We start from the raw sequence: 26535 nt of genomic DNA on the forward strand, positions 1-26535 counted from the left end.
TCAGGAAGATTGCAGCATTCTCAGCTATGGTATTTTTGTATAACAAACGTATAATTTTAGAATAGCAAATTAAAAAAATTGAATTGATAGGCATATTGAAGCATGACAGCATTGCAGGGGTCACCAAGATTTACGGGGTTTATTCGTCGCCTGGTCTATGAAGGGGTATTATCGGCTGAAGATATGCGTACAGCTTTAGCCAATGCCAAACAAGAAAAAACGGATATCGTGGCCTATTTGGTCAGTCATCATAATCTTTCCCCTACCACCATTGCCGAAACGATCTCAGTAGAATTTGGTGAGCCTTTATTTGATATTGGCGCTTATGATCCAGGACAAATCCTGCGTGAAGATATCGATGAAAAGCTAATTACCAAACATCGAATTTTGCCAATTTATAAGAATTCCAATGTTCTTTATGTTGCCACGAGCAATCCAACCAATATTGAAGCAACGGATGCCATCCGCTTTGCAACCAAACTGAATATCGAAACTGTTATTGTTGAACACAATAAACTTGAAAAACTGATTGAGCAAAACTTTACTGAAGAAAGTACTTTTGATTTTGATGATGATTTCGATCTGGATGTCGATGTCGACACAACCGATCCAAATAAAGAAGAAGACGAAAAAGACAAAAGTGAAGAAGCCCCGATTGTTAAATATATTAATAAATTACTGATTGATGCCATTCGTATGGGGGCATCAGATTTACATTTTGAACCTTATGAAAAAATGTATCGGGTACGCTATCGTGTTGATGGAGTCTTACGTCAAATTGCAACACCGCCGCTACAACTAGCAAACCGTTTGGCGTCACGTTTAAAAGTTATGTCGCAAATGGACATTTCTGAGAAACGCGTGCCTCAAGACGGCCGTATTAAATTAAAGCTTTCAAAAAACAAAGCTATCGACTTCCGTGTTAACTCACTCCCTACCCTGTTTGGTGAAAAACTGGTTCTACGTATTCTAGATCCGTCTAGTGCCATGCTGGGAATTGATGCTTTAGGTTATGAACCTGAGCAGAAAGAGTTATTCATGGAAGCCTTAGATAAACCGCAAGGGATGTTACTGATTACCGGTCCTACTGGTTCCGGTAAAACCGTATCCCTTTATACGGGCTTAAACATCTTAAATCGTGAAGATACCAATATTTCTACTGCGGAAGATCCGGTCGAGATTAATCTGCAAGGGATTAATCAGGTTAACGTGAATAATAAAGTTGGCCTGACTTTCGCAGCGGCATTAAAATCCTTCTTGCGTCAGGATCCTGATATTGTCATGGTCGGTGAGATCCGTGATCTGGAAACAGCTGAAATTGCAATCAAGGCAGCCCAAACAGGTCATATGGTGATGTCAACCCTGCACACCAACAGTGCTCCGGAAACTCTGACCCGTTTACGTAATATGGGCGTCCCTTCTTTCAATATCGCGACCTCGGTCAATCTAGTGATTGCGCAGCGTCTGGCCCGTCGCTTGTGTTCACAATGTAAAAAGCCGGCTGATATTCCTCAGCAAAGTTTGCTAGAAATGGGCTTTACCGAAGCAGATTTACAAAGCCCTGAATTTCAGATTTATGAGCCAGTCGGCTGTAATGAATGCCGTGAAGGTTATAAGGGCCGGGTCGGTATTTACGAAGTCATGAAAGTCACACCTGAAATTTCAAGAATTATTATGGAAGATGGCAATGCCATTGAAATTGCTGAAGCTTCCGCGCGTGCAGGATTTAACAATTTACGCCGATCAGGGTTAGTGAAGGTTATGCAGGGGGTGACTTCTTTACAGGAAGTCAATCGTGTAACCAGCGAATGATCGTGCTGAATATAAAATAAGGATAAAGCTATGGCAGCAGTAAAAAAAGGCCAGATGACACCGATCTTCAGTTATGAAGGGGTTGACCGCAAAGGCGCAAAGATCAAAGGGGAATTGCCGGCACGAAATATGGCCTTGGCAAAAGTGAACTTGCGCAAACAAGGCATTACGATCAAAACCATTCGAGAAAAGAAAAAAAATATTCTCGAAGGTTTGATGAAGAAAAAGGTTTCCACCCTGGATATCACCATCTTCACCCGTCAGCTCGCCACCATGATGAAAGCGGGGGTGCCTTTAGTACAAGGCTTTGAAATTGTTGCAGAAGGTTTAGAAAATCCATCCATGCGCGAGGTTGTGCTTGGAATTAAAGGCGAAGTTGAAGGGGGGAATACTTTTGCCGGAGCCTTACGAAAATACCCACAATATTTCGATAATCTATTCTGCTCTTTGGTCGAATCTGGCGAACAATCTGGTGCTCTGGAAACCATGCTGGATCGTGTCGCGATTTATAAAGAAAAAAGTGAACTGTTGAAGCAAAAGATCAAAAAAGCCATGAAATATCCAGCTACAGTTATTGTAGTAGCTGTGATCGTGACGATTATTCTGATGGTGAAAGTAGTCCCTGTATTCCAGGACTTATTCTCTTCATTCGGTGCGGACTTACCTGCATTTACTAAAATGGTAGTCAATATGTCCGAATGGATGCAAAAATATTGGTTCCTTTTGATTATTGGAATTGGCGTAGTGATTACTGCTTTCCTTGAAGCGAAAAAGCGTAGCAAAAAATTCCGTGATTTACTGGATAAGGCTGCGCTCAAAGCACCCATCTTTGGTGATCTGGTCTATAAAGCGATCATTGCTCGTTATAGCCGCACTCTCGCCACCACTTTTGCTGCCGGTGTGCCATTAATTGATGCGCTTGAATCGACTGCTGGTGCAACCAATAACGTGGTCTATGAGGAGGCGGTATTAAAAATCAAGGAAGATGTTGCAACCGGTCAACAGCTTCAATTTGCCATGCGTGTCACCGATAAATTCCCTTCTATGGCCGTACAAATGGTTGCGATTGGTGAAGAATCCGGCGCACTAGATGCTATGCTGGATAAAGTCGCAACCCATTATGAAAATGAAGTCGACAATGCGGTCGACGGTTTAACTTCCATGATGGAGCCCTTGATTATGGCCATTCTTGGTGTCCTTGTTGGTGGCCTTGTTATCGCAATGTACCTTCCAATTTTCCAAATGGGTTCCGTGGTTTAATGCAAGATTTTATTTTATATTTCAGTCAAAACCCAACTGCGCTTTATCTCGCAGTTGGGCTTTTTAGTCTCTGTATTGGTAGCTTTTTAAACGTTGTCATTTACCGCACCCCTAAAATGATGGAACAGGAGTGGCGTACAGATTGCCAGCTGTTTTTGCATCCAGATCAGCCCATTATTGATGAAAGCAAAATTACTTTAAGCAAGCCAGCTTCAACCTGCCCGAAATGTCAGACTCCTATTCGCTGGTATCAAAATATTCCAGTGATTAGCTGGATCTTATTACGCGGTAAATGTGGCAACTGTCAGAATCCAATCAGTATTCGCTATCCATTTATCGAACTTCTCACAGCTGTTTGTGCATTAATAGTGGTAGCAACATTCGGGCCTACAATACAGATGCTGTTTGGTTTGGTTTTTACCTATGTCTTGATTGCCCTCACCTTTATTGATTTCGACACCCAGTTATTACCTGATCGCTATACCCTGCCGCTGGCTGCACTCGGCCTGGGTATTAATAGTTATGCGATTTATACTACCCCTAGTTCTGCCATCTGGGGCTATATCATTGGCTTCTTATGCTTATGGGTAGTGTATTATCTATTTAAGCTGGTGACCGGCAAGGAAGGTATGGGCTATGGAGATTTCAAACTGTTAGCGGCCCTAGGTGCCTGGATGGGGCCTATGCTCCTACCACTCATTGTATTATTGTCATCATTAGTGGGTGCGATTATTGGGATTATCCTGCTTAAAGTCCGTAAAGAAAATCAGCCCTTTGCCTTTGGCCCTTATATTGCCATTGCCGGCTGGATTGCCTTTTTATGGGGTGAGCAGATCATGAAAATTTATTTAGGTCAGTAAAGTGAAATTTGTACTAGGTTTAACTGGTGGAATTGGCAGTGGCAAGTCTGCTGCCAGCCAATGGTTTGAATCTCAAGGGATTGCTGTCGTAGATGCGGATATTGTCGCCCGTGAAGTCGTTGATATTGGTCAACCAGCCCTACAGCAGATTCAGCAAGCTTTTGGCGATTGGGTTTTGCTTGAGGATGGCTCATTGAATCGCCGTGCTTTGCGCGAACATATTTTTCATTCTCAAGAAGCACGAAAAACGCTGGAAAATATCACCCACCCTGCTATTCGCACTTCAATTATTCAACAGTTGCATGCAGCACAAAGTCCTTATGCGATTTTAGTGTCTCCTTTATTGTTTGAAACCAATCAGCATGAACTGACACAACATACATTATTAATTGATGCTGCTATTGAACTGCAAATTCAACGGGCTTCGCAGCGTGATAGACAAAATGTAGAGCAAATTCAGAAGATCATTGCCGCACAAATGCCGCGTGAACAAAAGTGTGCCATGGCTGATGATATTGTGCTGAATGATGGTGAGCTGGAGCATCTCTATGCCCATCTCACGCCATTGCATGAAAAATATCTTCAGATGGCTGCTCAAAATCATTAACCCGAACTCAGTCAGAGTTCAAATAAAAAGCAGCCCTTTTAGGACTGCTTTTTTTGTTGTTCCAGTTTTTGACTCAGGCTATCTCGATGCATCAACCAGCGCCAAGGCTGTATGGCACCAATTGCCATACCTACCAAACCAGAGACAATCGCGAGACTTAGAGGTTCATTTAATAACGGTACAGCCAGTATGGCAGCAATGAATGGTGCGAGGGTCACGATACTGCCCGCTTTAAATGCACCTAAACGCTTAATCGCTTCCACATAAGTTAGTGTCGCTACAATCACCACAAAAATACCGTGAAAGAGAACTTGGGAAGCCATTTGCCAAGGTTCAGCCGCATCCAGATGTTTGGGGAAGAATAGCAGATAAATTGGCACATAAACGATGGCTGACCAGATCGCCACACTAGCCATAGAATGCCAGGCAGATAGCTTACATTGACGTAGCAGTACAGTGAACACCCCCCACCACATCGCACTGATGAAAAACAGCAGATCGCCTAATCCCAAGGCAACACCAGACTCCCGGAACATCAGCCAGCTCATACTGCTAATCGCAAGCAGCATAATCGCCATACTGATCCAGGTATGTCGGTCAAACCCTTGTTTAAATAATACAAAAGCGGCCACTGCGGTACTAAGCGGAATACAGCCATTGAGAAATACGGCAGCATGGGCTGCAGGTGCATAATGGAAAGCGGTATAGGCGGTCAGGCAATACCCCACTCCACCGATCATGGCTAAGAGAAAGGATTCCTTACTCCATAAAAAGGCTGTGTCCTTTTTATAAATCAGGACTGGCATCAGAATCAGAAAAGCCAGTAGGAATCGTAATCCTACCAGATCCCAGGCACTAATCCCCCATTGGGCACTTAAGCGCGTGCTTAAGGTAAAACCTCCCCAAATACACATGGTAATTAAGACAAAGGCATAACCTTGCGTTCGGGGAGACATAGACTTCTTCTTTAACAGTATTTATGAATAAACAATAAAAAGGACTTAAGCTTGACGCTGACGACAGGCCTCATAAAGAGCCATACCTGTTGCCACGCTCACATTCAGGCTTTGCAGATTACCTACCATCGGAATATAAACCGTCTGGTCACATTGGCTTTGGGTAATTGGACGTAAACCGGTATCTTCCGCACCCATCACCACGCATACACCTGTTCCGGTAAAATCAAATTTCTGGATAGGTAAAGCTTTTTCATCCAGCATCGTACCAACCACACGTACATTAAATTCATCTTTGATTTGACCCAAAGTACGCGCCAGATTGGTCACCTGAATGAACTTCACTTTTTCTGCACCACCCGCTGCCACTTTACGTGCAGTTGGCGTCAGGCTTGCTGAACGGTCACGTGGCACAATCACAGCCGCTACACCCATCGCTGCGGCAGTACGAATACAAGCACCCAGGTTATGTGGATCAGTTACCTGATCGAGCGCTAATAGAAGTACTTGAGAATCTTGCTTCAATAGATCTTCCAGATCCTTTTCATTTAAGGTTGGATGCGGACGAACTGCCGCCACAACGCCTTGGTGAAAAGGCAAACCTGCCAATTTTTCCAGCTTGTCACGACTGGCCTGCTGGACACTAATGCCGAAAGGCTCAGCCAATTCCAGCACACGTTTCAGGCGCTGATCATCACGACCTTTCAGGGTAAAAAGAGTCAAGACACGTTCAGGCTCAAGCTCCAGCAGTGATTCTACTGAATGGACGCCATAATAATACTCAGGTTTAGCCATGAACGACCTCGAAAATAAATTGGGAAATAGGCAGCAAAAGAAAAATCCTGCAAAGCCAACTTCACAGGATTCTTTATCAAGCTTAGTTTAACCGATTCAGAACAAAATTTCTTGATCGGTTACAGCTCATCTGTAGGTCTGTTTAGCCTTCAAAATGGCAAACATAGTCCAGCACGTCATCAGTTTCGATTTTGAAACGGCTATTGCCTGGCACATAGAACGACTGACCAGCACGGAACAGTTCTTTCTCTTCGCTGTCGGCGATTTGCACACGGCATTCACCTGAAATGATTTCCATACGCTCAGGGACATGTGTTTCAAAAGTTAATGCATTTTCTGAAGGTAAAATTACCCCTAAGGTTTTTTTAGTGCCATCTTCAAATTGCACCACATGGCTGATGCATAACCCGCCAAAATACACATTCGATTTTTTAAGTACTGATACATGATCAAACTGAGCTGACATGCCATTTCTCCAGATAAAGCATTTTGTAATATTTTGATTGCTGTAGTTTAAATGTGCACCCGCAACTAATCAATCGAAGTTTATCGGACTTGAATGAAATTATTGGGTACCCCTGCTTGTCTTGATTCCAGGCTGTTTGAGTGATTTCGGCAGAGCTTGGAAAATGCCGTGATTTTTCCCGCTATTTATAAGCAAAATATATTCCGATCTGATTTAATTTAACCTTCAAGCATGTCAGAAAAATGAAAATATCTTTTGTAACTTCAGTGGCCTAATCTTGGTTCCTGTGACACAACATTCAAATAAGCGTGTATTAATCCCTGAAATTTAAGATAGAATGAAATCGATTTATCCTGATTTATAATAACAGCCGCGTTGCTAGACTGAAGCAACTGACATGCTATTTCATTCAAACTTTTCGCAGCCCGGATGCGTTTATGCTGACACATTTAACTCTGATCAATTTTGCTTTGGCCGAGCATCTTGCTATTGATATTGATAAAGGTTTTAACGTTCTTACTGGTGAAACCGGTGCAGGTAAATCCCTGTTACTGGATGCCCTGTCTGCCTGTCTGGGTGAGCGAACCGATACCAATTATGTGCGTTATGGCACCGAAAAAGCCGATATAACAGCAACCTTTAGCTATCAGGAAGACAGCGCTGAGGCGAGCTGGTTAAAAGAGCATGAACTCGATGATGAGTCAGGGGAAATTCATTTACGCCGGGTGATCTTTGCCACTGGCCGCAGCAAGGCCTGGATCAATGGCCGCCCAAGCAGCCTGTCAGAACTGAAAGAAATTGGCCGACTACTGGTTCAGCTTTATAGCCAGCATAGTCAGCAGCAACTGTTAGAACCGCCTTATCCCAAACACTGGCTGGATCGCTATAGCAATTTTTATGCACCCGCTCAGGAAGTACGTGACGCTTACAGTACCTGGCATAAAAATATTCGCCAGCATCAGGCAGCGTTGGATGCACAAGCAACCCGTAAGCAACGTATGGAAACTCTGGAGCTGCAACTCGAAGAACTAGAAGAAGTCGTTCAGACGGATTATCAGGAAATTGAGCAGGAATTTGACCGCCTTTCACATCATGAAGCGATTATGCAGGACTGTGTCTATAACCTGAATGGCCTGGACGAAGGAGAACAGAATATTTCGCAGGAACTGGCTTCAATCTTGCGTCGCATGGAATCGCATGCCGGTCGTAGCGAGCAGCTTTCCCAGATTTACACTTCCTTGCTAAATGCCCAAAGTGAACTCGAAGATGCGACGGCGACCTTACGCCAGTTTATGGATCGACAAAGCTTTGATCCGGAACGTATGGAAGAACTGAATTCTAAATTGGAAGTATTTCACCGTTTAGCACGCAAATACCGCACCCAGCCAGAATTGCTGAAAGAAGAATATGAGGCCTGGCAGGCTGAGCTTGAGCAGCTGCATCAGCTGGAAGACCCAGAAACTTTGGCTGAACAGGTTGAGGTCTCTTATCAGGAGTTCCTGAGCAAAGCACAACATCTGGATCAGATTCGCCGTGATGCAGCCAAACCTCTGGCGAAAAAACTGACCGAACAGGTGAAACAGCTTGCCCTGCCTGAAGCGCATTTTGAATTTAAATTTGAGCCTTTGGAACATCCATCAAGTGAAGGTTTGAGTTTTATTCAACTTTTGTTTACTGCCAACAAAGGCATTCCAGCGCAACCTCTGGCACGGGTGGCTTCAGGCGGTGAATTATCTCGTATCGCCTTGGTGATGCAGGTGATGAATGCAGAAAAAACCGAAGCTGAAGTACTGGTCTTTGATGAAATCGATGTCGGGATCAGTGGCGGTACTGCGGAAATCGTGGGTCGCTTATTGGCTGATCTGGCACAGCATGTACAAATTCTATGTATCACCCATCAGGCACAGGTGGCTGCACAGTCCGATCAGCATTTACTGGTGAAAAAGCGCCAGACTGATCCGGCCAGTAGTACCATTATTAATCTGGAAGAAAGTGAAATTGTACAGGAACTTGCACGTATGACGGGTGGCGTGGAAATTAATGAAACCACCTTGCAGCATGCACGTCAGTTAAGACAGTTAAAGTTTCAGCAAGCATAAATCATGCTTAATAAAAAATCCCTGACTAGTGCAGGGATTTTTTTATGAACAACTTTTAGCTAAAGCTAAAAATTACCATTTGACTGGTTGATCACTAGAACCTGGCGTCATTCCATAACCGGGTGACTGGTCATAAGCTTGACGAGTCAGTACAGGTTGCAATTTCAAACCTTGTAAAATCTCTGGATTAAGACCTTGAGCAATTTTGTCTGCAGTACTGTCATTTAAACTGTTCGTCAAAATATTCTGTGTCATTAAATTAGACAAGGTACGGTTAAAGATTCCAGCTGCAACAACTTTACTGGTCGCAGCTTCAATCACGCGCCAGCTTAGGCGCACCTGAGCCGCGCCAGCATTCAGACCATACATCTGCTGCTCACTGGCACTAGATAAATCTTTAATCTGACCAACCAGCAAATAATCTGCCCCAACTTTCTGACCGATACGTGCCAGTTCCTGTGGTGCGCCATCCCAATACAGGAAATCAGTTTCAGACTGCATTTCCTCAATATAATGACGATCAACTACACTTAATTGTCCGCTTTGGGTTAGATAAGTACCTAGGGTATCAGATAATTCCTGGCTAAATTCATGGGCAGATACCCCACCAGCCAGTCGATTATTTTTTTCTGCCATCTGGAATGGTAAAACAGCAATCCGGTGTAAATGCTGATCCTGCACAGCAGATTCAAACTTAACCACATGAGCACGGACTTTGGCCCGATAATTATTCTTCGCTCCAGAAACACTAAGTACCTGGAATTTAGTGACTGAACCCGAACCCTGATTGGCTACGCTAAAGACTGGGGATACTTTGCCGGTATAGGTCCAGCCTTGATGATTCACTGATAAAGAAACGGTTTCTTCATAATCCATCTGCGAAGAAACCGAAGCACCATTTACTGATTGAACCGCTACCAATAACGCTTCAGAAATAGCCTGATGCTGTGTAGGACCACTGCCGCTGGCTTCTTTGATCACTTCCTTAATTGCTGCAAAAGCAGATGAACTGAGCAATCCGGATAACAGGCCTGCAAGTAATATTTTTTTCATATTGAGTTCTTCTGTGGTCACTGCGCCAAAGCACAGCAACCTTAATTTAAATTACAGACCGAAAGTCGAACGCTTGCCTGCTTTACGGATTTCTTTCTCGCCAGTCCACTCGACAATTCCAGTTTGCAGGTTTTGCAATTTAAAGGTGAACTTGTAATACACATCGCTCTTACCGCCTGCATTTTTTACAATGCTCGACAAGTTACCATTTAGCATATATTCAGCACCGATATGACCACCGCTCCGTACAGCAGTTGCCTGATTCACCATGCCGCTCTGTTTTTGGTAGGCCAGTTGCTGCGCCATCGCATTTACAGACTTCATATCCACAAAACGGAATTTTCCAGAGTTGATCAGCTTGTTCTGAATGCTATCGGTAATTGATTCGGTATCAATATGTTCCTGAGTTTTATTGTGAATACGATCTACTACAATCACCGGGCGACGGTTTTGTGTCATCTGCACGATCGGCGGGAACATCAGCATGTCATCCACCATTTTCGCTGCGATCATTTGCAGATCAGTCGAACCGAAGTCAGTCGTCAAAGTTTCAACTGCTTGCGCATCGCCATAACTCACTGCACCAGTAGATGCACAGCCACTAACCAGAGTCGTTGCTGCCAATGCAGCGAAAATCAATTTTGCATTCATGTTTAATCTCTCTTATTTTTTCAAGTACACAATAACATCGACAGCAGATGGATTTGGCGCCAGAGATTGCACGCCTTTGGTTTCACGGCCGGTTAACTGAATCGGCTTCCAGATGGCGCCTTCAGGATTCACTTCCGCACCTTGCGCATCCACCCATACGATCTTGTAGCTAAAGTCTTTGTTATTAAAACGACGGTTTTTGATTACAATCGATGCACGTTTCAAATCCCCTGCCGCACTCATATTTACGCGTTCCACAAATACTTCTGTACTCAGGATCGGGTTATTGGTGATCGTACGGATGCTGATTTCATTACTTGAATTGGTCTGGGTCGACAAGGCATTCGGTGCAGTACACCCCACCATTAACAGTGCCCCTAAACCAAGTACTGCAAAGCTGAATTGACGTTTCATATCGTTCTCTTAGGTTTTATTAATGTGGGATGGTGCTTACGCTGGCAGTAATCTTGTCATTGACGTGATGTGCATAAACAAAGACAGTTTGATTGGCTTTGACATCCAGATTGACAGCTGAACTGGAAAGACTGCCGCTAGAGAGCTGTAATTTATGATTGCCTGGAGCAAGATTTAAGCGGGCAATCTGGGCATTGCTTGGTAAGGTACTCCAGCCACGCAAGTCAGCACGTTCAGTTGACATGTTGAGCACATTGCCAGCCACCTGGCCCAAAATACCCAGCTGGTTACCTAACTGTTTTTGTGCAGCATATTTAGCGCTTGCACGCATGATTTGACTGGTCAGATTGCCTACTACTTTTTCTTTCAGATCTTTAACCGCCAGAGCGCCAATATCACTAATTACATAGCTGTCTTGCATAGGCTTATTGTTGACTTTGACTTTTAAGCTTTTCGGTGCCACATAGGTGCTTGGTTCATAAGTCGCAAAAGCGATATTGACCAGACCGCCTGGTGTTGGCACATCAATCTTGTTTTCAACCTTTTGCGGCACAATGCCTTGCTCGATAAAGACAATCACCGGCACACTGCCACTTTTTGGTTTTGCTACTAACTGATTCAGGCGTTTTACGTCTTGGGCAATCTGCGCATCTGGCTGTAATTCATAGGCCTTTTTATAATCTACCAAGGCATCGTTATATTCACCTAAGGTTTCCCATAAATTTGCAGCTATGTAGAACGCATACGCATTCTGGTAGCTGTTTTTAATCTTGCCGGCAATAGGATCCAGACCTATAAATGCTTCATCCAGTGCACTGAGCGGATTTCCTTCAGTAGCCGGTTTTTTAACTTTGTCTTTTTTTCTTTCCAGCTCTTTCTGATGAGCCAGTTCAATTTCACGCTGTAGGCCTTGCGCGACCCGCATTTCTACAGATGCAGCCTCTAAATCTTTGAGGAAAATATAATTTTTTGCCTGAGAAATATGTGCCAGTACCTGTTCGTGAGGTGGCACCAGATAAGGAACGATTGAATCATTACTCATCAAAGCCAGAGCTTTAAAGCCCACACGGGATACACTGACTTTCGCACGATTTTGCTGTTTATCCAGCAAAGGGCTTTGTTGCACAAAGATTTGAAATGCAGAGCGCCCCTAATTGAGCCAAATTTAAGGCGTAATTTGGGTAAGTGGTCGACCTAATTCCGTAAATCGGTTGAGGACTGCTACACGTGCATGAATTTCATTCACCTGACTAGGAAAGCTTCTTGCCATTAATTTATCGCCTAATAATTTGATGCAATGCATCTTGGTTTCCACCAAACTGCGGCGATGATAGCCTGACCATTTTTTCCATAGTGTCCTGCCTAAACGTGTAACTGTTCGAAGTAATTCATTTCGCTCTAGCGAGCTACTCTTTGTATCTTTCCATGGTTTCGCATTTTTTCTAGGTGGAATCACCGCATGTGCTTGCCGATCTGCAATGACCTGACGGCATTGCTTGGTGTCATAAGCTCCATCGGTATAAACAGAGTCAATCTGCTCATCTTGTGGAATCTGATTAAGTAAATCACCAAGCACCTGTGAATCACTGACATTATTGGTTGTGAGCTGAATAGCGCGTATTTGTAGGGTTTTGGCATCTATACCAATATGTAGTTTACGCCATTGGCGACGATATTCAGCTCCATGTTTCTTGCGTTTCCATTCGCCCTCACCTAGAAACTTCATGCCTGTAGAGTCCATGAGTAGATGCAGCCCATCGCTGCTTTTTTGGTAGCTGATTACAATATCAATATGCTTTTGTCTTCTACAAAGCGTGGTGTAATCTGGAGCTATCCAATTTAATCCGCAAAGTTTAATCAGACTTTGCACAAAGCCAGTGACCATACGTAAAGATAGACGGAATAAGGATTTAATCATTAAGCAGCATTGGATGGCTGCGTCGGAGTAGGTTTGATTTCGCCCTTGTTTGCCTTTTGATGGAGCATACCATTGCGTAGCAGGATCAAACCAAATGGCAATATTTCCGCGACTCATGAGTGCTCGGTTATATGCGGGCCAATTGGTTGTGCGGTAGATTTTGTGTGTAGGCTTCTTCATTTGAAAATTATATCGCTGAAAAAGCCTTTACAGATAGGTTTGTGCAACAAAGCCCTTAGTATCTACAAAGCTAAGTTGTCAGTGGTGCATTTTTGTGGGATAAGTAAATAAAGGAATAGACAATTTGCAGAATTGAAAATCCAGTCTTTTGCCCTGATAAATCATCTACCACGATCACAAACGATATAGACTTTTGGAGAGCCGCTCAGGTGACTAAACAATATCTGACTCATCGTTGTCTGATTGCGCCACCCCATGCAAGTGACGATTTTTTTGCCCACACGGTCATTTATCTGGCCCGTCATGATGAAGATGGCGCTCAAGGGATCATTATTAACCGCCCTGCTGGCATTCAAATTAAAGAATTGCTAAATGACCTGGATATTGAGGCGGATAATGTCAATCCCCATGAAGTGTTGCAAGGTGGACCTTTGCGACCTGAGGCCGGTTTTGTCCTGCATACCGGTCAGCCGACCTGGCATTCCTCTATTGCTGTGGGTGAAAATGTTTGTATTACCACATCTAAAGATATTCTGGATGCGATTGCGCATAATGAAGGTGTAGGCCGCTATCAGATCGCATTGGGTTATGCGAGCTGGGGCAAACAGCAGCTTGAAGAAGAGATTGCCCGGGGTGACTGGCTGATCTGTGAATCCGATATGGACCTGATTTTTAATTTACCTTATAACGACCGCTGGGATGCTGCCTATAAAAAAATGGGCGTAGACCGAACCTGGTTATCTTCCGAGATTGGACATGCCTGATGTAAACGCGCCAAACACCATTATGGCGTTTGATTTTGGTACACAGAAAATGGGAATGGCAGTCGGCCAATCCCTGATTGAAAGTGCCAATCCCCTCCCTTTATTTCCTATGAAAGACGGGATTCCGAACTGGGACGAATTACTGAAAATTGTAAAAAGTCATCAGCCGGGCCTATTTTTGGTCGGCCTGCCACTAAATATGGATGATAGTGAATCTGAACTGTCGACACGGGCACGTAAATTTGCCCGCCGTTTACGTCATCAGACCAATATTGAAACCTTGATGGTGGATGAACGCCTGACCACTCGTGAAGCACGGGATGAACTGGATCATTATCAGGCACAAGGTCGCGGCAAAAAATTGTCTGCGGACAGTATTGCTGCTGCCCTCTTGATTGAAAGCTGGTATAGGCATCCGGCTGGACTGCAACCCTAAATTTCTTTTAAATATAAGCAATAGCATCTTTCGAGATGCTATTTTTTTTGAATTGAAGAATCTCTTTTTTAGTTCATTGGGGTACTTTTAATCTAAAAACAATAGAGTGCCTTCATCAATCATTTTTTAATTATTCAACAATGAGCAAAGAAACTCCCTCATTCTCACTTTCTCCCTGAGGGAGAAGAAATTTTAAATACTAATGAACTAGTATTTTTTGTTTTATCAAAGATAATTTAATTAAGGAAAAAAATAACGAAAAGTCAGGTTAATTCTAGGCTCCAGAACCCGAGTCGTTTTCCGGATACAATGTTTCCAGTAGTGTTGAGTCTGTCCACGCATCACAATCAACTGTCCACTTTGTAAAAGCAGATCTACTGTTTTATTTTCCGTTTTATGTTTAAAACTCATCTTGCGGGTTGCACCCAGACTGAGGGATGCAATCACATTTTCTTGAGATGCTCCTTGATATAGAGCAGCTTCATCATCACTATGCCAGCCCAGACCTTGCGAACCATCTTCATATAAATTGGCCAGGCAGGAATTAAAGGAATGGCCCACCAATTTTTCAATATGCTGCTTTAACCTAAATAGCCCCGGTGTCCAGATATGAGCTTGTTTGAAACTTCTGGAATAATGATATTGATAGTGTTCATCACCATACCAGACGACTTTTCGCCCAGTAATATAATGCTTGCCAAATAAAGTGACTTCATCCGCTTGCCAGGCCAGATGAGCTAGAAAATGCTGTAAATATTGCTGGCTCTGCTGCTCATTTAAAATCTGCCCATAATCCTCTACCACCCCATCAAAAGGTAATAAATTCGCTTGAGGTTCTGGGGCAAACAGGTCCAAAGTCATTTAAAATTAGTCTAAAATTTACGATATCTTGTTGAAAAGATTGAGACTTATCCAGAGAAATTACAATCCTATTTCACAAATAAATACAACATTTACTCTTGAGAGCACGTCCATTCCTGCCTAGACTAAATTCAACTTTGACAATAAAAATAATTGCTTATGAATTTATGGCAGCTGTTTTTAAAACTTCGTCCCTTTGTCAGCCCTTATCGGCTCTTGGTAATTGCGACCCTCATTCTGACCCTGATTGGTTCCTTTACTGCTCAGGTCAATGCACTGACCTTGCAATATGCAGTTGACAGCATCAATGCACTGCTGGAACAAGGGCAAGGGCTGGATGAAGGCTGGCATATCCTGATCACTATCTCTGCCATTTTACTCAGTAAAGAGGTGGTAAATGCACTGGTCCAGTTTGGGCAGAAGTTTTATGGAGAAAAGCTGCGGATTTTTATTTCCCAAGATCTGGCTCAAGGCATTATTGAAAAGTTTTTAAAATACCGGCTGGCATTTTTTAATCAGGACAATAATCAGGCTGGAAAATTACAGACCCGGATCGACCGCGGAATTGGCTCCCTCACCCGACTGGTTCAGATCTTTTTTATTGATATTTTTCCTCTGTTTACCAGTGCAATTGTCGCGCTAGGGCTGATGTACTATGCCAATTTTTATGTCGGACTGGTCGCCACAGCGATTGTGCCGATCTACTTCTGGCTCACCTATAAACAGGCACAAAAACTCGGTGGATGGCGTCGTAGTCTGAGAGATGGTCGGGAAAAAAAGAGCCAAGGTATTCTCAGCATCATTAATTCAATTACAGTCATCAAATCCTTTAACCGGGAATCGATTGAATCAGACAAGCAGCTGAACTTGCAGCGTGAGCTGACCGATAACCAGATGAAAACCCGGCAGACCAGCTTCCTGTTTGATGGTCTGAAAACCTTTATTGAACAGATCGGTATAGTCCTGATTATTATTCTGACTTCCTATTTTGTACTGGATGGACAGATGAGTATTGGCATGATTATGTACCATGTGCTGCTCTTTAATAATGTTTCTGCCCCGATTCGCTCATTGCACCGGATTTATGATGAAGTGAATGATGCCATGATTTATTCAGAGAGCTTCTTCAATATTCTGGAAGCGGATGCTGAAATTGAGCAAAGCGGACAGCAAAAACCACCTGTCCAAGGTCAATTTGAGCTAAGTGGTGTGAATTTTTATTATCCGAATGGGCATCATGCTTTAAAAGATATCAATATGGAAATCCGCCCCAATACCATTACCGCACTGGTAGGATTATCGGGAGCCGGAAAATCAACCTTGATCAGTCTGCTAGATAAATTTTATGAACCACAGGAAGGCCAGATCAAGCTGGATGGGATTGATTTAAAAGATTATAACACTCAATATCTGCGTGATCATATTGGATTGGTACTACAGAAAAACCATATTTTCCAGGGCACGATTTTTGACAATATCCGTTATGGCAAAACCAATGCCAGTATGGATGAAGTGATTGCTGCTGCTCAAAAAGCCTCAATTCATGAACAGATCTTACAGCTACCGGATGGCTATGATTCCGATGCCTTGCAACTGTCTGGCGGTCAGCAACAGCGGATTGCCATCGCACGGATGTTCCTGAAAAACCCGCCGATTATTTTTCTGGACGAGCCGACGGCGAGTCTGGATGCCATTGCGACAGAACAGATCAAACAAAGTCTGGATCAGATCAAGCAAGGCCGTACCGTGATTATTATTTCGCATAGCCTGTCTCAAATTATTGATGCAGACTATACCTATGTAATGAAAGAAGGTTGTATTGCCGAACACGGTGAACATGACGCGCTTTATCATCAAGACGGCGTATATAAGGAAATTTTTGATGCGATGGCCAAGAGCCTGAATATTGAAAAAATTGCCAAGACTTTTGAAGATGATGGAGAGGAAGAAACGCATAGTTAGCTCTTTCCTCTCCATAAAAAAGAAAAGCGGTCTTTAAAGACCGCTTAAAATCAAGATTCATCATTCAGTGCTAAAACTGCACAATCCATTCACCCCTGATATAGCGATAATCGTAATTCGGGAAGCTTCTCTTTGACTTTCATCAATGATCATGAATTTTCTCTTAAATATATAATTTCACTGAGTAAATGAATGCAGGGTTAGGTTTAGACCAGAAGTATGTGACTGATAGCAAAAGAGCTTCGTTTTTCTTTCTTATCTATTGGTTTGATGAGCACATGAAAAAATCTTTTCACTTTCTGAAAATAATTCCATTTTCATAAATCAACCCGCATTTTGCTAAATTACATACAACTTTTGTATGTTTTTTGACAAATAGTTCACATTTCTTTTAATTAAATTTATAACGCTTATTAGTAATTGTTATTTATGTGATTTTTCTCATAGTAATATTAGGGAACGCCTATCCTGTCTAGCTTTCCCAATATCAAGAGCATATTTTTGAAATAAAAAAAGCCTGCACAATGCAAGCTTTTTATCATTATTTAGGTTTGCTTAACGCTGAAATTTTTGTTCAATTTCTTCAACACTGCTATGACGCACATCCAGGCCCTTGACCATATAAATAACCTGTTCCGAAATATTACGTGCATGATCTCCAATGCGTTCCAGTGAGCGTAGCACCCAAAGCACATTGATCACCCGACTAATATGCCGTGGATCTTCAATCATATAAGTCATTAAGGTACGGGTAGCGGACTGATATTCCCGGTCAATGTCAGCATCTGCCTGCATCACGCGTAGCGCTTGGTCTACATCCAGACGGGCAAAGGCATCCAATGCATCATGAATCATCACCCGAACCTGATTACCAATATGTCGGGTTTCCATATAACCGCGTGGTGAACCACCCTCTTCACACAAAGTCTGGGCAATACGGGCAATTTTCGATGCTTCATCTCCAATCCGTTCCAGATCGGTATTGGCCTTGGACATGGCAAGCACCATACGCAGATCAATGGCAGCGGGATGACGGCGAGCCAAAATCAGGGTGAGCGCCTCATCAATTTCACTTTCCAAGCGGTTCACAGTATTGTCCTGAAACTGCACATCGACCGCCATTGCAGCATCTGTATCCAGCAGCGCATGAATGGCATTGGCTACCTGCTGTTCTACCATGCCACCCATGGTCATGAACTTGGTATTTACATCCTGCAATTCTTCATTGAATTGCGAAGAAATGTGATGACTGAGCACAGGATTATTGGGACTCAAGGAAATCTACTCCTGAACAGGAAAAGGCAAAAATACATCATGAACTGTGATTAAAGCATGACTATCATGAAAGTTTGATGACAACTTGTTAGCCTTCTTTAAGAACGGTCATATTCAATGAGCCAGGCATTCATCTCTGCCAGTTCCTTTTCTGTCAATTGTCCTACTGAAGCCTGTAATTGCAGTACATGCAGCAAATAATCATATTTGGCATTCAGATAATCGGTCTTGGCAGAGAAGGCATTGCGCTGCGCCAGTAATACATCCACCATGGTTTTTAAACCTTCCTGATATTGAGCTCTGGAAGCTTGAGAAACGATATCTGAAGACTGCATCGCTGCTTTACGTGCATTCAGTTTAGCCTCATCCGTTTCTACCTGCAGATAAGACTGTTTGACATCGGTGTTGGCTTTGCGAATGGCGGCATCCAGTTGGGCCTCACTTCTCTGTACATTCACGCCCGCCTGACGAATACTTTTTTGGGTTCGGCCACCGGTAAACAGATTCCAGTTAATCTCGACACCAATCTGGTCAAAATCCCCATTGGTTGATAACACTGTTTCAGGGGTCTGCTTTAAATAGCCATAGGTTCCAACGGCTTCAACCTGAGGATAGAGAGCCGCCTGCTCCACCCGTTTGGCATCTTCAGAATAGCGTTTCTGCAAACGTGCCTGCAAAATTTCCAGATTCTGGTTTTGTGCCAGTTCGGTCCAGGAACCGATATTACTCGGAACAGGTTTCTGGAACTGGAAATCCTCACGCAGAACCGCCAGATTTTCCTGATAAGCTCCAATCAACTTAGCCAACTGTTCCTGAGCTAGAACCAACTGCACCTGTGTAGAAATCCGGTTAGCTTGCGCACTCTGATATTGGGCATTGGCTTCACTGACATCACTTCTCGCCACGAGCCCTTCTCGAAGTTTGGCATTCATCATCCTTAACTGTTCTGATAAAGCCTGCTCTTCTTGCAGATAAGCCGTAGTTAAAGACTGCTGACGTAAAACATTAAAATAGGCTTCTGCCACCTGCAAAATATGCTGCTGCTTTTGCAGACGCAAATTAACTTCGCTGAGTTCTACTGAGGTTTTGACCTGCTTATAACCTTGCCAGGCATCCCAACGAAATAGTGGCTGACGTGCAGTGACTGCAATCTGACGTGTGGTCGTACTCGAACCTTGTAATTCCCCAAATTCAACAGGCAAGCCTTCTATCGATGAATTATCAGCAGACTGGTTTTTACGGGTCACATTTCCAGATAAAGTCACAGTCGGCAATAAATTTCCGCTGGCAATGCCCAGATTGAGCTGATCCGACTGGTATTGCAACAGATTCGCCTGCCAGTTCGGATCATTCTGCTGGGCACGCTGATAAGCTTCGAGCAGATCCAGCGCAAACAGTGTGGGACTGGCCCCCAATAAACAGGCACTGACGATGAGTTTTAATTTCATTTTATAGTTTTCACCCCTACAGCCATTTAAATCATCAGATTAAGGCGCTTTAAACCCAGCAATACTAAAGATTTCTTTTGATTTTTTACGTATGACTTTTATTACTTTTCTCTTATAGATCCACGATTTTATTCAATATTCCTCCTACTTTCCCCATCCTGCATCCTAGCTTAACAAAGCCATTCACAATACTACACATAGAACTTGAATTAGATCTATACAATATAGCTCCCAGTAAGGCAGTTATTTCTGATTTCATCTATATAGAGTCCTGAAGCATAGTGTTAACGCGAATTCATTCGATATTCAAAGTTTGTTTTGTTTTCAGCAGTTTGCTGTTCGTAGGCGGATGCCAGCAATCCTCAGAACCGCAGGTTGAAATGGAACAGGCCGAGGTTAAAACCGTTCAATCTCCCGCGAACGATTTCACCCTCATGTGTGAAAATATTGAAAAAAACATGTCCCAGATTAATGAACAGCGCACCACTTTTGCACTGGAACAGATTAATCAGGATCTTAAAGTGTGTCTGCCGCTGATGGAACTGGCCGAGCAGAAACACCTGATGCAGCGTTCTACTGAAATGTATCAACGCTTCCTGCATGTGGAACGTACCGAATTCCAGCAACGTGCTTTCGAGCAATATGCCTTGGAAATGGCTCAACATCCCACCATTCAGCAAAGCCACTTTGAACAGTTAACTACGCGTGACCAGTATTTATTGAAGCATAAAGGTCAGGCCTATGTAGAACTGCTGGATCAGGGCAATGGCACGCTGCAATATCGTCGTAGCCCGGAATACTTGGCGCGTATCTTTGCACCGTATTTACCGGCTGCCGAAAAGGTATTTATTGAAAATCTGGCTGAGCAGAATATGGAACCGGTCTTGGTCGAAAAACGTTTGCAGCTTGAAGCCGCCAATATTGCCGCTCGCGCTCTGTTCTGGGAAGATTATCTGCAAACCTATCCGAAAAGCAGCTATCAGCGTGATGCCGAATATCTGCTGAAACAATATACTTATTTCCTGTTTAGAGGCAGCGAGCAATCACCAATCTCTGAAGATTATCGTGATCGTTATTCGGTAGAAACCAGCCATCTGGAAACTATTATCGGTCTGGCGCGTGGTCAGAAATCCAAGTTATCGACACAGGCACAATTATTTTTAGAGTTTCTGGACATGAATCCTGAACAGCGTCAGCGTGCCTTAGCTGCGGATTATCGTAACCGTTCCAGCACTGAACAGATTTTATATTATGCCCAAGTCACCCCACCCTCACAGAACTACGGTAAAGACTGTTTTAAGGATGCCATCTGTCTTTAAAACAATCTTTTCTTAAAAATCGATGAGATAGCCAAAAATCAGCATCCCCTTCCAATTTAAAGCTACTTTTTAAATACCAACTAAGCTAAGATTTAGCCTCGCTTGACGGAGCGCGAGTAATAACTCGCTGAGATCACTTAAATCAGCCTTTTCGGCCATTTGATAGTGAGTACCGTTGAACCTGATCAGGTTAATACCTGCGTAGGAATCAAGCCATCTAAAAACGACTACCCTTGTTTTATCTACTCCCTGATAATTCTGTCCACGTTTTTGGTCGTGCTTGATTCGTTGATGTCATTCATAAGGATCATTGCAATGAGCCAGTTAACGAATCTTTCTTCTGAAACTCCCCTTACTCCACACGAACAGGAAGCGCGTGATCTGACCCGCATTCTGCCGGCTTCCCGTAAAGTCTATCTGCAAGGTTCACGTCCTGATATTCAGGTACCCATGCGGGAAATTTCTCTTAGCGAAACCCCGACTGGCCTAGGTGGTGAATATAATGCACCGCTGATGGTCTATGACACTTCAGGGGTTTATACCGATCCAAACGTTGAAATTGATCTGAATAAAGGCCTGCCAAATCTACGTGAAGGCTGGATTGAACAGCGTAATGACACAGAAATGCTGGACGATTTAAGCTCTGAGTTCGGTCGCCAACGCTTACGTGATATCCGTACTGCCAACATCCGCTTTGCCCATATTCAGAAACCACGCCGGGCTAAACATGGCCAGAATGTGACCCAGATGCATTATGCCAAACAGGGCATTATTACGCCGGAAATGGAATATATCGCGATCCGGGAAAACCTGCGTCAGCTGGAAGGTACCGATATGCGCCAGCATCCGGGACAGAATTTTGGTGCCAAAAATTTACAGGAAATCACGCCTGAATTTGTCCGTCAGGAAGTAGCTGCAGGCCGTGCCATTATTCCTGCCAATATCAATCACCCTGAACTGGAACCAATGATTATTGGTCGCAATTTCCTGGTAAAAATTAATGCCAATATCGGAAACTCTGCGCTGGGTTCAAGTATTGAAGAAGAAGTGTCAAAAATGACCTGGGCCACCCGCTGGGGTGCCGACACCATTATGGATCTGTCGACTGGTCAAAACATCCATGAAACCCGTGAATGGATTATCCGTAACTCACCAGTGCCAATTGGTACAGTCCCAATTTATCAGGCTCTAGAAAAAGTCAACGGTGTAGCTGAAGACCTGACTTGGGAAATATTTAAAGATACCTTGATTGAACAGGCTGAACAGGGCGTGGATTACTTCACGATTCATGCCGGTGTGTTATTGCGTTATGTACCGCTGACCGCAAATCGTCTGACTGGTATTGTGTCACGTGGTGGTTCGATCATGGCACAGTGGTGTCTGGCACATCATCAGGAAAACTTCCTTTATACCCATTTCGATGAAATCTGCGAAATCATGAAAGCCTATGATGTGTCTTTCAGCCTCGGGGATGGCTTACGTCCGGGCTGTATTCAGGATGCCAATGACGAAGCACAATTTGCTGAACTGCGCACTTTGGGTGAACTAACGCATCGTGCCTGGGAACATGATGTTCAGGTGATGATCGAAGGTCCGGGGCATGTACCGATGCATATGATCAAGGAAAATATGGATCTGCAGCTGGAAGTCTGTAAGGAAGCACCTTTCTATACACTTGGGCCATTAACCACAGATATCGCACCGGGTTATGACCACATTACTTCGGCGATTGGTGCCGCGATGATTGGCTGGTACGGTACGGCAATGCTTTGCTACGTGACACCGAAAGAACATTTAGGCTTGCCGAACAAGAAAGATGTGAAAGACGGCATCATTACCTACAAGATTGCTGCACATGCTGCCGACTTGGCCAAAGGTCATCCAGGTGCTCAAGCCCGTGACAATGCCCTGTCTAAAGCCCGTTTTGAGTTCCGCTGGGAAGACCAGTTTAACCTGAGCCTGGATCCGGACACAGCACGCAGCATGCATGATGAAACCATGCCAAAAGCGGCGCATAAATCAGCTCACTTCTGCTCGATGTGCGGACCGAAGTTCTGTTCAATGAAAATCACCCAGAATGTGCGGGATTATGCCAGCCAGTTATCTGCTGATGAGACCCCGGCTGTAACGCAGGCAGAGATTGAAGCCGGACTTAACCAGATGAAAAACGATTTCCATAGCTCTGGTCAAAAATTGTACCACAAGGTGTAAAACTGTAAAAAAAACAGTTGTTTTCATAAAAATCTCAGATAGGATGAAAAAAATAAGTTATTTCATCCTTTTCTGAGTTATGAATATTATTAAACAAGCCTCTTATAATAAAAAAGATTTTAGGATAGAGGCCCGTGAGTTTTTATATCGGGGATTTATTCAGGTGGAAAAAGTCACGTTACGTCACCGTGTCTTCCATCAGGAATCTTATACACCTGCATTGCAGCGTGAGCTCATCCATCGTCCTGAAGCCGCTGGGGTACTGCTGTATAACGATCAGCAGCAAAAATTCGGCTTGATTGAACAGTTCCGTATTGGGGGACTGGATGATCAGGATACGCCATGGCAACTAGAAGTCATTGCCGGTGTACTGGATGGCAATGAAACGCCTGAGACCTGTATTCGCCGCGAAGTTTTCGAAGAGTCAGGTTGTACCATTGATTCCTTGCAGCATCTTTTCAGTTTCTATCCTTCTGCCGGTGCCTGCTCGGAACTGTTTCATCTTTATGTCGCCCAGACTGAACTGCCTGAAGAAGGCGGTGTTTTTGGCATGCCGGATGAAGGGGAAAATATCCAGCTGCACATTCTGGATTATGCCGATATTCCGACCCTGCTGAGTAATGGTCGCCTTAGAAATGCACCTGTGATTATGGCACTGCAATGGCTACAGCAGCATCAGCAGGCTGTCCCGTCAGGTTTAAGGGAGCAGACATGACATCGGAACAATTCAATCCTGCATCACCACAAGAATGGACCATTATCCAGATTTCTGACACCCACTTGATGGATCAGCCCAATCTGGAATTCGCGAATATGAATCCCGAGCAGAGCTTCCATGAAGTCATGCAGCATATTCAACACAATTTTCCAGAAATGGATGCACTCGTACATACTGGTGATCTGGCACAGGTGCCGTTCGCACAAACCTATACGCGTTATTTAGAATATATCCAGTCTTGCCAGGTGCCCTATTACCAGATTCCGGGCAATCATGATGACATCAAGGTCTTTCCTTTTTATCAGGATCGAGATCAGGCTCATGCGATTCATTTTGGCAACTGGACCCTGATTTTACTGAATAGTGCAGTCCAGGATCGGATAGATGGTTGGGTAGAACAGGCTCAACTGGAACAGCTGGATCAATTATTGCTTGAATACCGAAATCAGTATGTGGTTGTGGCTTGCCATCATCATCCTTTTGCGATGAAGTCGCACTGGATTGATCAGCACCGGCTAAAGAATGCTGAAGATCTAAAAGATGTACTGGCCCGGCACCAGAATGTGAAGTTGGTTCTATTTGGTCATGTACATCAGGATTCCTGCAATAAATGGCACGGTATCCAGTTTTTATCAACGCCATCGACCAGTGTACAGTTCAAACCCAAGAGTGATGAATTCGCGCTAGACCAGGCGACACCTGGCTATCGTGTATTACATTTGAAACAAAATGGGGAGTTCGATACACATATCGAACGTGTGGCCTTAAGCCAGCAAAATATTAATACCGAAATTTCAGGTTATTAACTTTGCATTTTATTTTTTTTGAATTACTTTATTGCAACCAAAGGAAATGTGATATCTATAATCCAGACATCAAAGACTATCAAAAAGCATAAAAAGTCTATATGATGACGACCCCCGTAGGAGGATAATCTTTCTACAGGGTGGATAAAAATTGCATATCACCATATTTTTTGCGTATTACATACGCATATGATGAGGAATGCCCTAAATGGCGAATGACAACCAAAATCAAGTCTTAGACGAACAAACTGATGTTGTAGAGGAAAAACCTACAAAACGTGTGCGCAAATCTAAGCCGAAAACGACTGAGGGTGGTTCTACTGCTAGCTTATTTGGTATTGAACCTTATCAACCTAAAAAAAATGAAGAATACATGTCTGAAGGGCAGCTTGAACACTTCCGCCAAATTTTGATGGCATGGAAAGCTGAACTGATGTCAGAAGTTGATCGTACTTTAAATACGATGCAAGACGAAAACACTGCGCTCCCTGATGTAAACGACCGTGCGACTCAGGAAGAAGAATTTGCCATCGAACTTCGTACTCGTGACCGTGAACGTAAACTGATCCGCAAAATCGAGCAATCTATCGAAGCAATTAAAAATGATGACTACGGTTTCTGTGAAACTTGTGGTATCGAGATTGGTCTGCGCCGTCTGGAAGCACGTCCAACTGCAACTTTATGTATCGACTGCAAGACTTTGGCAGAGATCAAAGAGAAGCAAAATAACGGTTAAGCATGTCTTTAAGTAATCCCTCCCTGACCCTCCCTTTATCAAAGGGAGGGAAAGCTGAAGAGAATTACGTGGGCCGGTTCGCGCCATCGCCAACCGGCCCTTTGCATTTTGGTTCCCTCATTACCGCAGTCGCTAGTTACTGCGATGCCAAAGCCCATCAGGGGCGCTGGCTAGTCCGTATTGAAGATACAGACATCCCGCGAATTTATCCCGGCAGCGAAGAACATATTCTACATGCAATGGATGCTTTTGAATTCGAGCCATATGGCGAAATCATCTACCAGAAAGAGCGTCTGGATATTTACGAAAATGTCATTCAGCAACTGCGCCAGCAGGGTCTGGTTTATGCCTGTCAATGTACCCGCAAAATGCTGGGCTCCAATCATATTTACCAAGACACCTGTCGTGACTTAGGTTTGCCTTTTGAACATCAAGCAATTCGGGTCAAGGTTGAAGATGTTGAAATCTGTTTTGAAGATCGCCTGCAAGGTCAACACTGTTCAAAGCTGAAAAAAGACTTGGGTGACTTTGTACTGAAACGTCGTGATGGCATCATCAATTATCAGTTGGCAGTCGTAGTCGATGACTATCTGCAAGGCATGACCCATGTAGTTCGCGGTGCAGATCTTTTAGATAATACCGAACGTCAGATTTATCTGGGTCAATTGTTAGATTATCCGCGTTTAAGCTATATGCATTTACCACTGGCAATGAATGATCAGGGCCAGAAACTGTCCAAACAAAACTTGGCGCAAGCACTGGATCTTGATCAGGCTCCCCTGCTCTTGCAACAAGCACTTCAAGCCCTATGTCAGGTGCCCGTAGAACTGGATCGCCCTGCTCGTATGCTCAAACAAGCCGTCGCACAATGGGACATCTCCCGAATCCCGCATACAACTGAGCTACAAGGTCACTATTTATAAAAGAG

25 protein-coding genes and 1 riboswitch are annotated in these 26535 nt (G+C 43.7%); of the genes, 14 read left to right on the plus strand and 11 right to left on the minus strand.

Features of this window, described 5'->3' with window-relative positions:
- Positions 1–102: 102 nt before the first annotated feature.
- From pilB to coaE, 4 genes are read left to right on the plus strand one after another with little or no spacing between them, the layout of a single operon-like run.
- The gene (gene pilB / locus FOC32_RS02915) at positions 103–1812 is read left to right on the plus strand and encodes a type IV-A pilus assembly ATPase PilB (RefSeq protein WP_175966280.1); all 1710 of its coding nucleotides are present in this window, start codon (positions 103–105) and stop codon (positions 1810–1812) included.
- A 30-nt stretch (positions 1813–1842) separates the two neighbouring features.
- Complete coding sequence (locus FOC32_RS02920; protein WP_004787210.1) at positions 1843–3072, plus strand: type II secretion system F family protein; 1230 nt, start codon at positions 1843–1845, stop codon at positions 3070–3072.
- Positions 3072–3932: a prepilin peptidase gene (locus FOC32_RS02925; protein ID WP_175966281.1), complete on the plus strand. Its 861-nt coding sequence runs from the start codon at positions 3072–3074 to the stop codon at positions 3930–3932. The genes FOC32_RS02920 and FOC32_RS02925 overlap by 1 nt, the downstream gene beginning before the upstream one ends.
- 1 nt (position 3933) lies before the next feature.
- Positions 3934–4539, plus strand: coding sequence for a dephospho-CoA kinase (gene coaE / locus FOC32_RS02930; protein WP_175966282.1), 606 nt, complete (start codon positions 3934–3936; stop codon positions 4537–4539).
- Positions 4540–4577: 38 nt separating this feature from the next.
- Here the strand turns inward: coaE and FOC32_RS02935 are convergent, their stop codons facing one another.
- The 3 genes from FOC32_RS02935 to FOC32_RS02945 all read right to left on the minus strand — a co-directional run bounded on the left by FOC32_RS02935 (position 4578) and on the right by FOC32_RS02945 (position 6756).
- Positions 4578–5495 carry a DMT family transporter gene (locus FOC32_RS02935; RefSeq protein ID WP_175966283.1) on the minus strand — a complete coding sequence of 306 codons (918 nt, stop codon included), beginning with the start codon at positions 5493–5495 and terminating at the stop codon, positions 4578–4580.
- Positions 5496–5540: 45 nt separating this feature from the next.
- Positions 5541–6290: a 23S rRNA (guanosine(2251)-2'-O)-methyltransferase RlmB gene (rlmB, locus tag FOC32_RS02940; protein WP_175966285.1), complete on the minus strand. Its 750-nt coding sequence runs from the start codon at positions 6288–6290 to the stop codon at positions 5541–5543.
- Positions 6291–6432: 142 nt separating this feature from the next.
- A complete protein-coding gene (locus FOC32_RS02945) occupies positions 6433–6756 on the minus strand; it encodes a pyrimidine/purine nucleoside phosphorylase (protein WP_004787221.1) in 324 nt (107 codons plus the stop codon).
- Positions 6757–7193: 437 nt separating this feature from the next.
- Between FOC32_RS02945 and recN the strand changes: the two genes are divergently transcribed.
- Positions 7194–8855 carry a DNA repair protein RecN gene (recN, locus tag FOC32_RS02950; protein ID WP_175966287.1) on the plus strand — a complete coding sequence of 554 codons (1662 nt, stop codon included), beginning with the start codon at positions 7194–7196 and terminating at the stop codon, positions 8853–8855.
- 72 nt (positions 8856–8927) lie between these two features.
- Here the strand turns inward: recN and FOC32_RS02955 are convergent, their stop codons facing one another.
- The 5 genes from FOC32_RS02955 to FOC32_RS02975 are packed head-to-tail and all read right to left on the minus strand — an operon-like array spanning position 8928 to position 13071.
- A complete protein-coding gene (locus FOC32_RS02955) occupies positions 8928–9908 on the minus strand; it encodes a CsgG/HfaB family protein (protein ID WP_175966289.1) in 981 nt (326 codons plus the stop codon).
- Between the two features lie 51 nt (positions 9909–9959).
- Complete coding sequence (lpoB, locus tag FOC32_RS02960) at positions 9960–10559, minus strand: penicillin-binding protein activator LpoB (RefSeq protein ID WP_175966291.1); 600 nt, start codon at positions 10557–10559, stop codon at positions 9960–9962.
- Between the two features lie 12 nt (positions 10560–10571).
- Positions 10572–10973, minus strand: coding sequence for a YcfL family protein (locus tag FOC32_RS02965; RefSeq protein WP_175966293.1), 402 nt, complete (start codon positions 10971–10973; stop codon positions 10572–10574).
- A gap of 19 nt (positions 10974–10992) precedes the next feature.
- The gene (locus FOC32_RS02970; protein ID WP_228301741.1) at positions 10993–12099 is read right to left on the minus strand and encodes a hypothetical protein; all 1107 of its coding nucleotides are present in this window, start codon (positions 12097–12099) and stop codon (positions 10993–10995) included.
- A gap of 39 nt (positions 12100–12138) precedes the next feature.
- The gene (locus FOC32_RS02975; RefSeq protein WP_175966295.1) at positions 12139–13071 is read right to left on the minus strand and encodes an IS5-like element IS17 family transposase; all 933 of its coding nucleotides are present in this window, start codon (positions 13069–13071) and stop codon (positions 12139–12141) included.
- Between the two features lie 209 nt (positions 13072–13280).
- On the opposite strand from FOC32_RS02975, the gene FOC32_RS02980 reads away from it, so the two are divergent.
- A complete protein-coding gene (locus tag FOC32_RS02980) occupies positions 13281–13835 on the plus strand; it encodes a YqgE/AlgH family protein (RefSeq protein ID WP_175966297.1) in 555 nt (184 codons plus the stop codon).
- A complete protein-coding gene (ruvX, locus tag FOC32_RS02985) occupies positions 13828–14271 on the plus strand; it encodes a Holliday junction resolvase RuvX (protein ID WP_034705889.1) in 444 nt (147 codons plus the stop codon). Before FOC32_RS02980 ends, ruvX begins: the two co-directional genes overlap by 8 nt.
- A gap of 240 nt (positions 14272–14511) precedes the next feature.
- Here ruvX and FOC32_RS02990 read toward each other — a convergent pair whose 3' ends face one another.
- A complete protein-coding gene (locus tag FOC32_RS02990; protein ID WP_175966298.1) occupies positions 14512–15132 on the minus strand; it encodes an alpha-ketoglutarate-dependent dioxygenase AlkB family protein in 621 nt (206 codons plus the stop codon).
- Positions 15133–15291: 159 nt separating this feature from the next.
- Between FOC32_RS02990 and FOC32_RS02995 the strand changes: the two genes are divergently transcribed.
- Complete coding sequence (locus tag FOC32_RS02995) at positions 15292–17094, plus strand: ABC transporter ATP-binding protein (protein ID WP_175966299.1); 1803 nt, start codon at positions 15292–15294, stop codon at positions 17092–17094.
- Between the two features lie 555 nt (positions 17095–17649).
- Here the strand turns inward: FOC32_RS02995 and phoU are convergent.
- Positions 17650–18369 carry a phosphate signaling complex protein PhoU gene (gene phoU, locus FOC32_RS03000; protein WP_004787240.1) on the minus strand — a complete coding sequence of 240 codons (720 nt, stop codon included), beginning with the start codon at positions 18367–18369 and terminating at the stop codon, positions 17650–17652.
- A gap of 98 nt (positions 18370–18467) precedes the next feature.
- Positions 18468–19817 carry a TolC family outer membrane protein gene (locus tag FOC32_RS03005; protein WP_175966300.1) on the minus strand — a complete coding sequence of 450 codons (1350 nt, stop codon included), beginning with the start codon at positions 19815–19817 and terminating at the stop codon, positions 18468–18470.
- 281 nt (positions 19818–20098) lie between these two features.
- Between FOC32_RS03005 and FOC32_RS03010 the strand changes: the two genes are divergently transcribed.
- The 6 genes from FOC32_RS03010 (at position 20099) to gluQRS (ending at position 26530) form a co-directional block, all read left to right on the plus strand.
- Positions 20099–21136, plus strand: coding sequence for a hypothetical protein (locus FOC32_RS03010; RefSeq protein WP_051069696.1), 1038 nt, complete (start codon positions 20099–20101; stop codon positions 21134–21136).
- Positions 21137–21232: 96 nt separating this feature from the next.
- Positions 21233–21361, plus strand: a riboswitch (TPP riboswitch).
- Between the two features lie 90 nt (positions 21362–21451).
- Positions 21452–23347 carry a phosphomethylpyrimidine synthase ThiC gene (thiC, locus tag FOC32_RS03015; RefSeq protein ID WP_005233496.1) on the plus strand — a complete coding sequence of 632 codons (1896 nt, stop codon included), beginning with the start codon at positions 21452–21454 and terminating at the stop codon, positions 23345–23347.
- Between the two features lie 79 nt (positions 23348–23426).
- Positions 23427–24062, plus strand: coding sequence for an NUDIX domain-containing protein (locus tag FOC32_RS03020; protein WP_005233495.1), 636 nt, complete (start codon positions 23427–23429; stop codon positions 24060–24062).
- A complete protein-coding gene (locus FOC32_RS03025) occupies positions 24059–24871 on the plus strand; it encodes a metallophosphoesterase (protein ID WP_175966301.1) in 813 nt (270 codons plus the stop codon). The genes FOC32_RS03020 and FOC32_RS03025 overlap by 4 nt, the downstream gene beginning before the upstream one ends.
- A 208-nt stretch (positions 24872–25079) precedes the next feature.
- Complete coding sequence (gene dksA, locus FOC32_RS03030; protein ID WP_004787252.1) at positions 25080–25607, plus strand: RNA polymerase-binding protein DksA; 528 nt, start codon at positions 25080–25082, stop codon at positions 25605–25607.
- A 2-nt stretch (positions 25608–25609) separates the two neighbouring features.
- Positions 25610–26530, plus strand: a complete 921-nt coding sequence (gene gluQRS / locus FOC32_RS03035) for a tRNA glutamyl-Q(34) synthetase GluQRS (RefSeq protein ID WP_228301740.1) — start codon at positions 25610–25612, stop codon at positions 26528–26530.
- Positions 26531–26535: the final 5 nt, after the last annotated feature.

It is taken from the genome of Acinetobacter sp. FDAARGOS_724 (assembly GCF_013364475.1).
GTDB classification, from domain to species: Bacteria; Pseudomonadota; Gammaproteobacteria; order Pseudomonadales; family Moraxellaceae; genus Acinetobacter; species Acinetobacter variabilis.

Coding starts and splice junctions, on each gene's coding strand:
- FOC32_RS02920 (WP_004787210.1), top strand. CDS start 1,843: ATGGCAGCAGTAAAAAAAGGCCAGATGACACCGATCTTCAGTTATGAA.
- lpoB (WP_175966291.1), bottom strand. CDS start 10,559: ATGAATGCAAAATTGATTTTCGCTGCATTGGCAGCAACGACTCTGGTT.
- dksA (WP_004787252.1), top strand. CDS start 25,080: ATGGCGAATGACAACCAAAATCAAGTCTTAGACGAACAAACTGATGTT.
- ruvX (WP_034705889.1), top strand. CDS start 13,828: ATGCCTGATGTAAACGCGCCAAACACCATTATGGCGTTTGATTTTGGT.
- recN (WP_175966287.1), top strand. CDS start 7,194: ATGCTGACACATTTAACTCTGATCAATTTTGCTTTGGCCGAGCATCTT.
- FOC32_RS02935 (WP_175966283.1), bottom strand. CDS start 5,495: ATGTCTCCCCGAACGCAAGGTTATGCCTTTGTCTTAATTACCATGTGT.
- FOC32_RS03020 (WP_005233495.1), top strand. CDS start 23,427: ATGAATATTATTAAACAAGCCTCTTATAATAAAAAAGATTTTAGGATA.
- FOC32_RS02995 (WP_175966299.1), top strand. CDS start 15,292: ATGAATTTATGGCAGCTGTTTTTAAAACTTCGTCCCTTTGTCAGCCCT.
- gluQRS (WP_228301740.1), top strand. CDS start 25,610: ATGTCTTTAAGTAATCCCTCCCTGACCCTCCCTTTATCAAAGGGAGGG.
- FOC32_RS03005 (WP_175966300.1), bottom strand. CDS start 19,817: ATGAAATTAAAACTCATCGTCAGTGCCTGTTTATTGGGGGCCAGTCCC.
- thiC (WP_005233496.1), top strand. CDS start 21,452: ATGAGCCAGTTAACGAATCTTTCTTCTGAAACTCCCCTTACTCCACAC.
- FOC32_RS02990 (WP_175966298.1), bottom strand. CDS start 15,132: ATGACTTTGGACCTGTTTGCCCCAGAACCTCAAGCGAATTTATTACCT.
- rlmB (WP_175966285.1), bottom strand. CDS start 6,290: ATGGCTAAACCTGAGTATTATTATGGCGTCCATTCAGTAGAATCACTG.
- FOC32_RS03025 (WP_175966301.1), top strand. CDS start 24,059: ATGACATCGGAACAATTCAATCCTGCATCACCACAAGAATGGACCATT.
- FOC32_RS02965 (WP_175966293.1), bottom strand. CDS start 10,973: ATGAAACGTCAATTCAGCTTTGCAGTACTTGGTTTAGGGGCACTGTTA.
- pilB (WP_175966280.1), top strand. CDS start 103: ATGACAGCATTGCAGGGGTCACCAAGATTTACGGGGTTTATTCGTCGC.
- FOC32_RS02975 (WP_175966295.1), bottom strand. CDS start 13,071: ATGAAGAAGCCTACACACAAAATCTACCGCACAACCAATTGGCCCGCA.
- FOC32_RS02955 (WP_175966289.1), bottom strand. CDS start 9,908: ATGAAAAAAATATTACTTGCAGGCCTGTTATCCGGATTGCTCAGTTCA.
- FOC32_RS02925 (WP_175966281.1), top strand. CDS start 3,072: ATGCAAGATTTTATTTTATATTTCAGTCAAAACCCAACTGCGCTTTAT.
- FOC32_RS02945 (WP_004787221.1), bottom strand. CDS start 6,756: ATGTCAGCTCAGTTTGATCATGTATCAGTACTTAAAAAATCGAATGTG.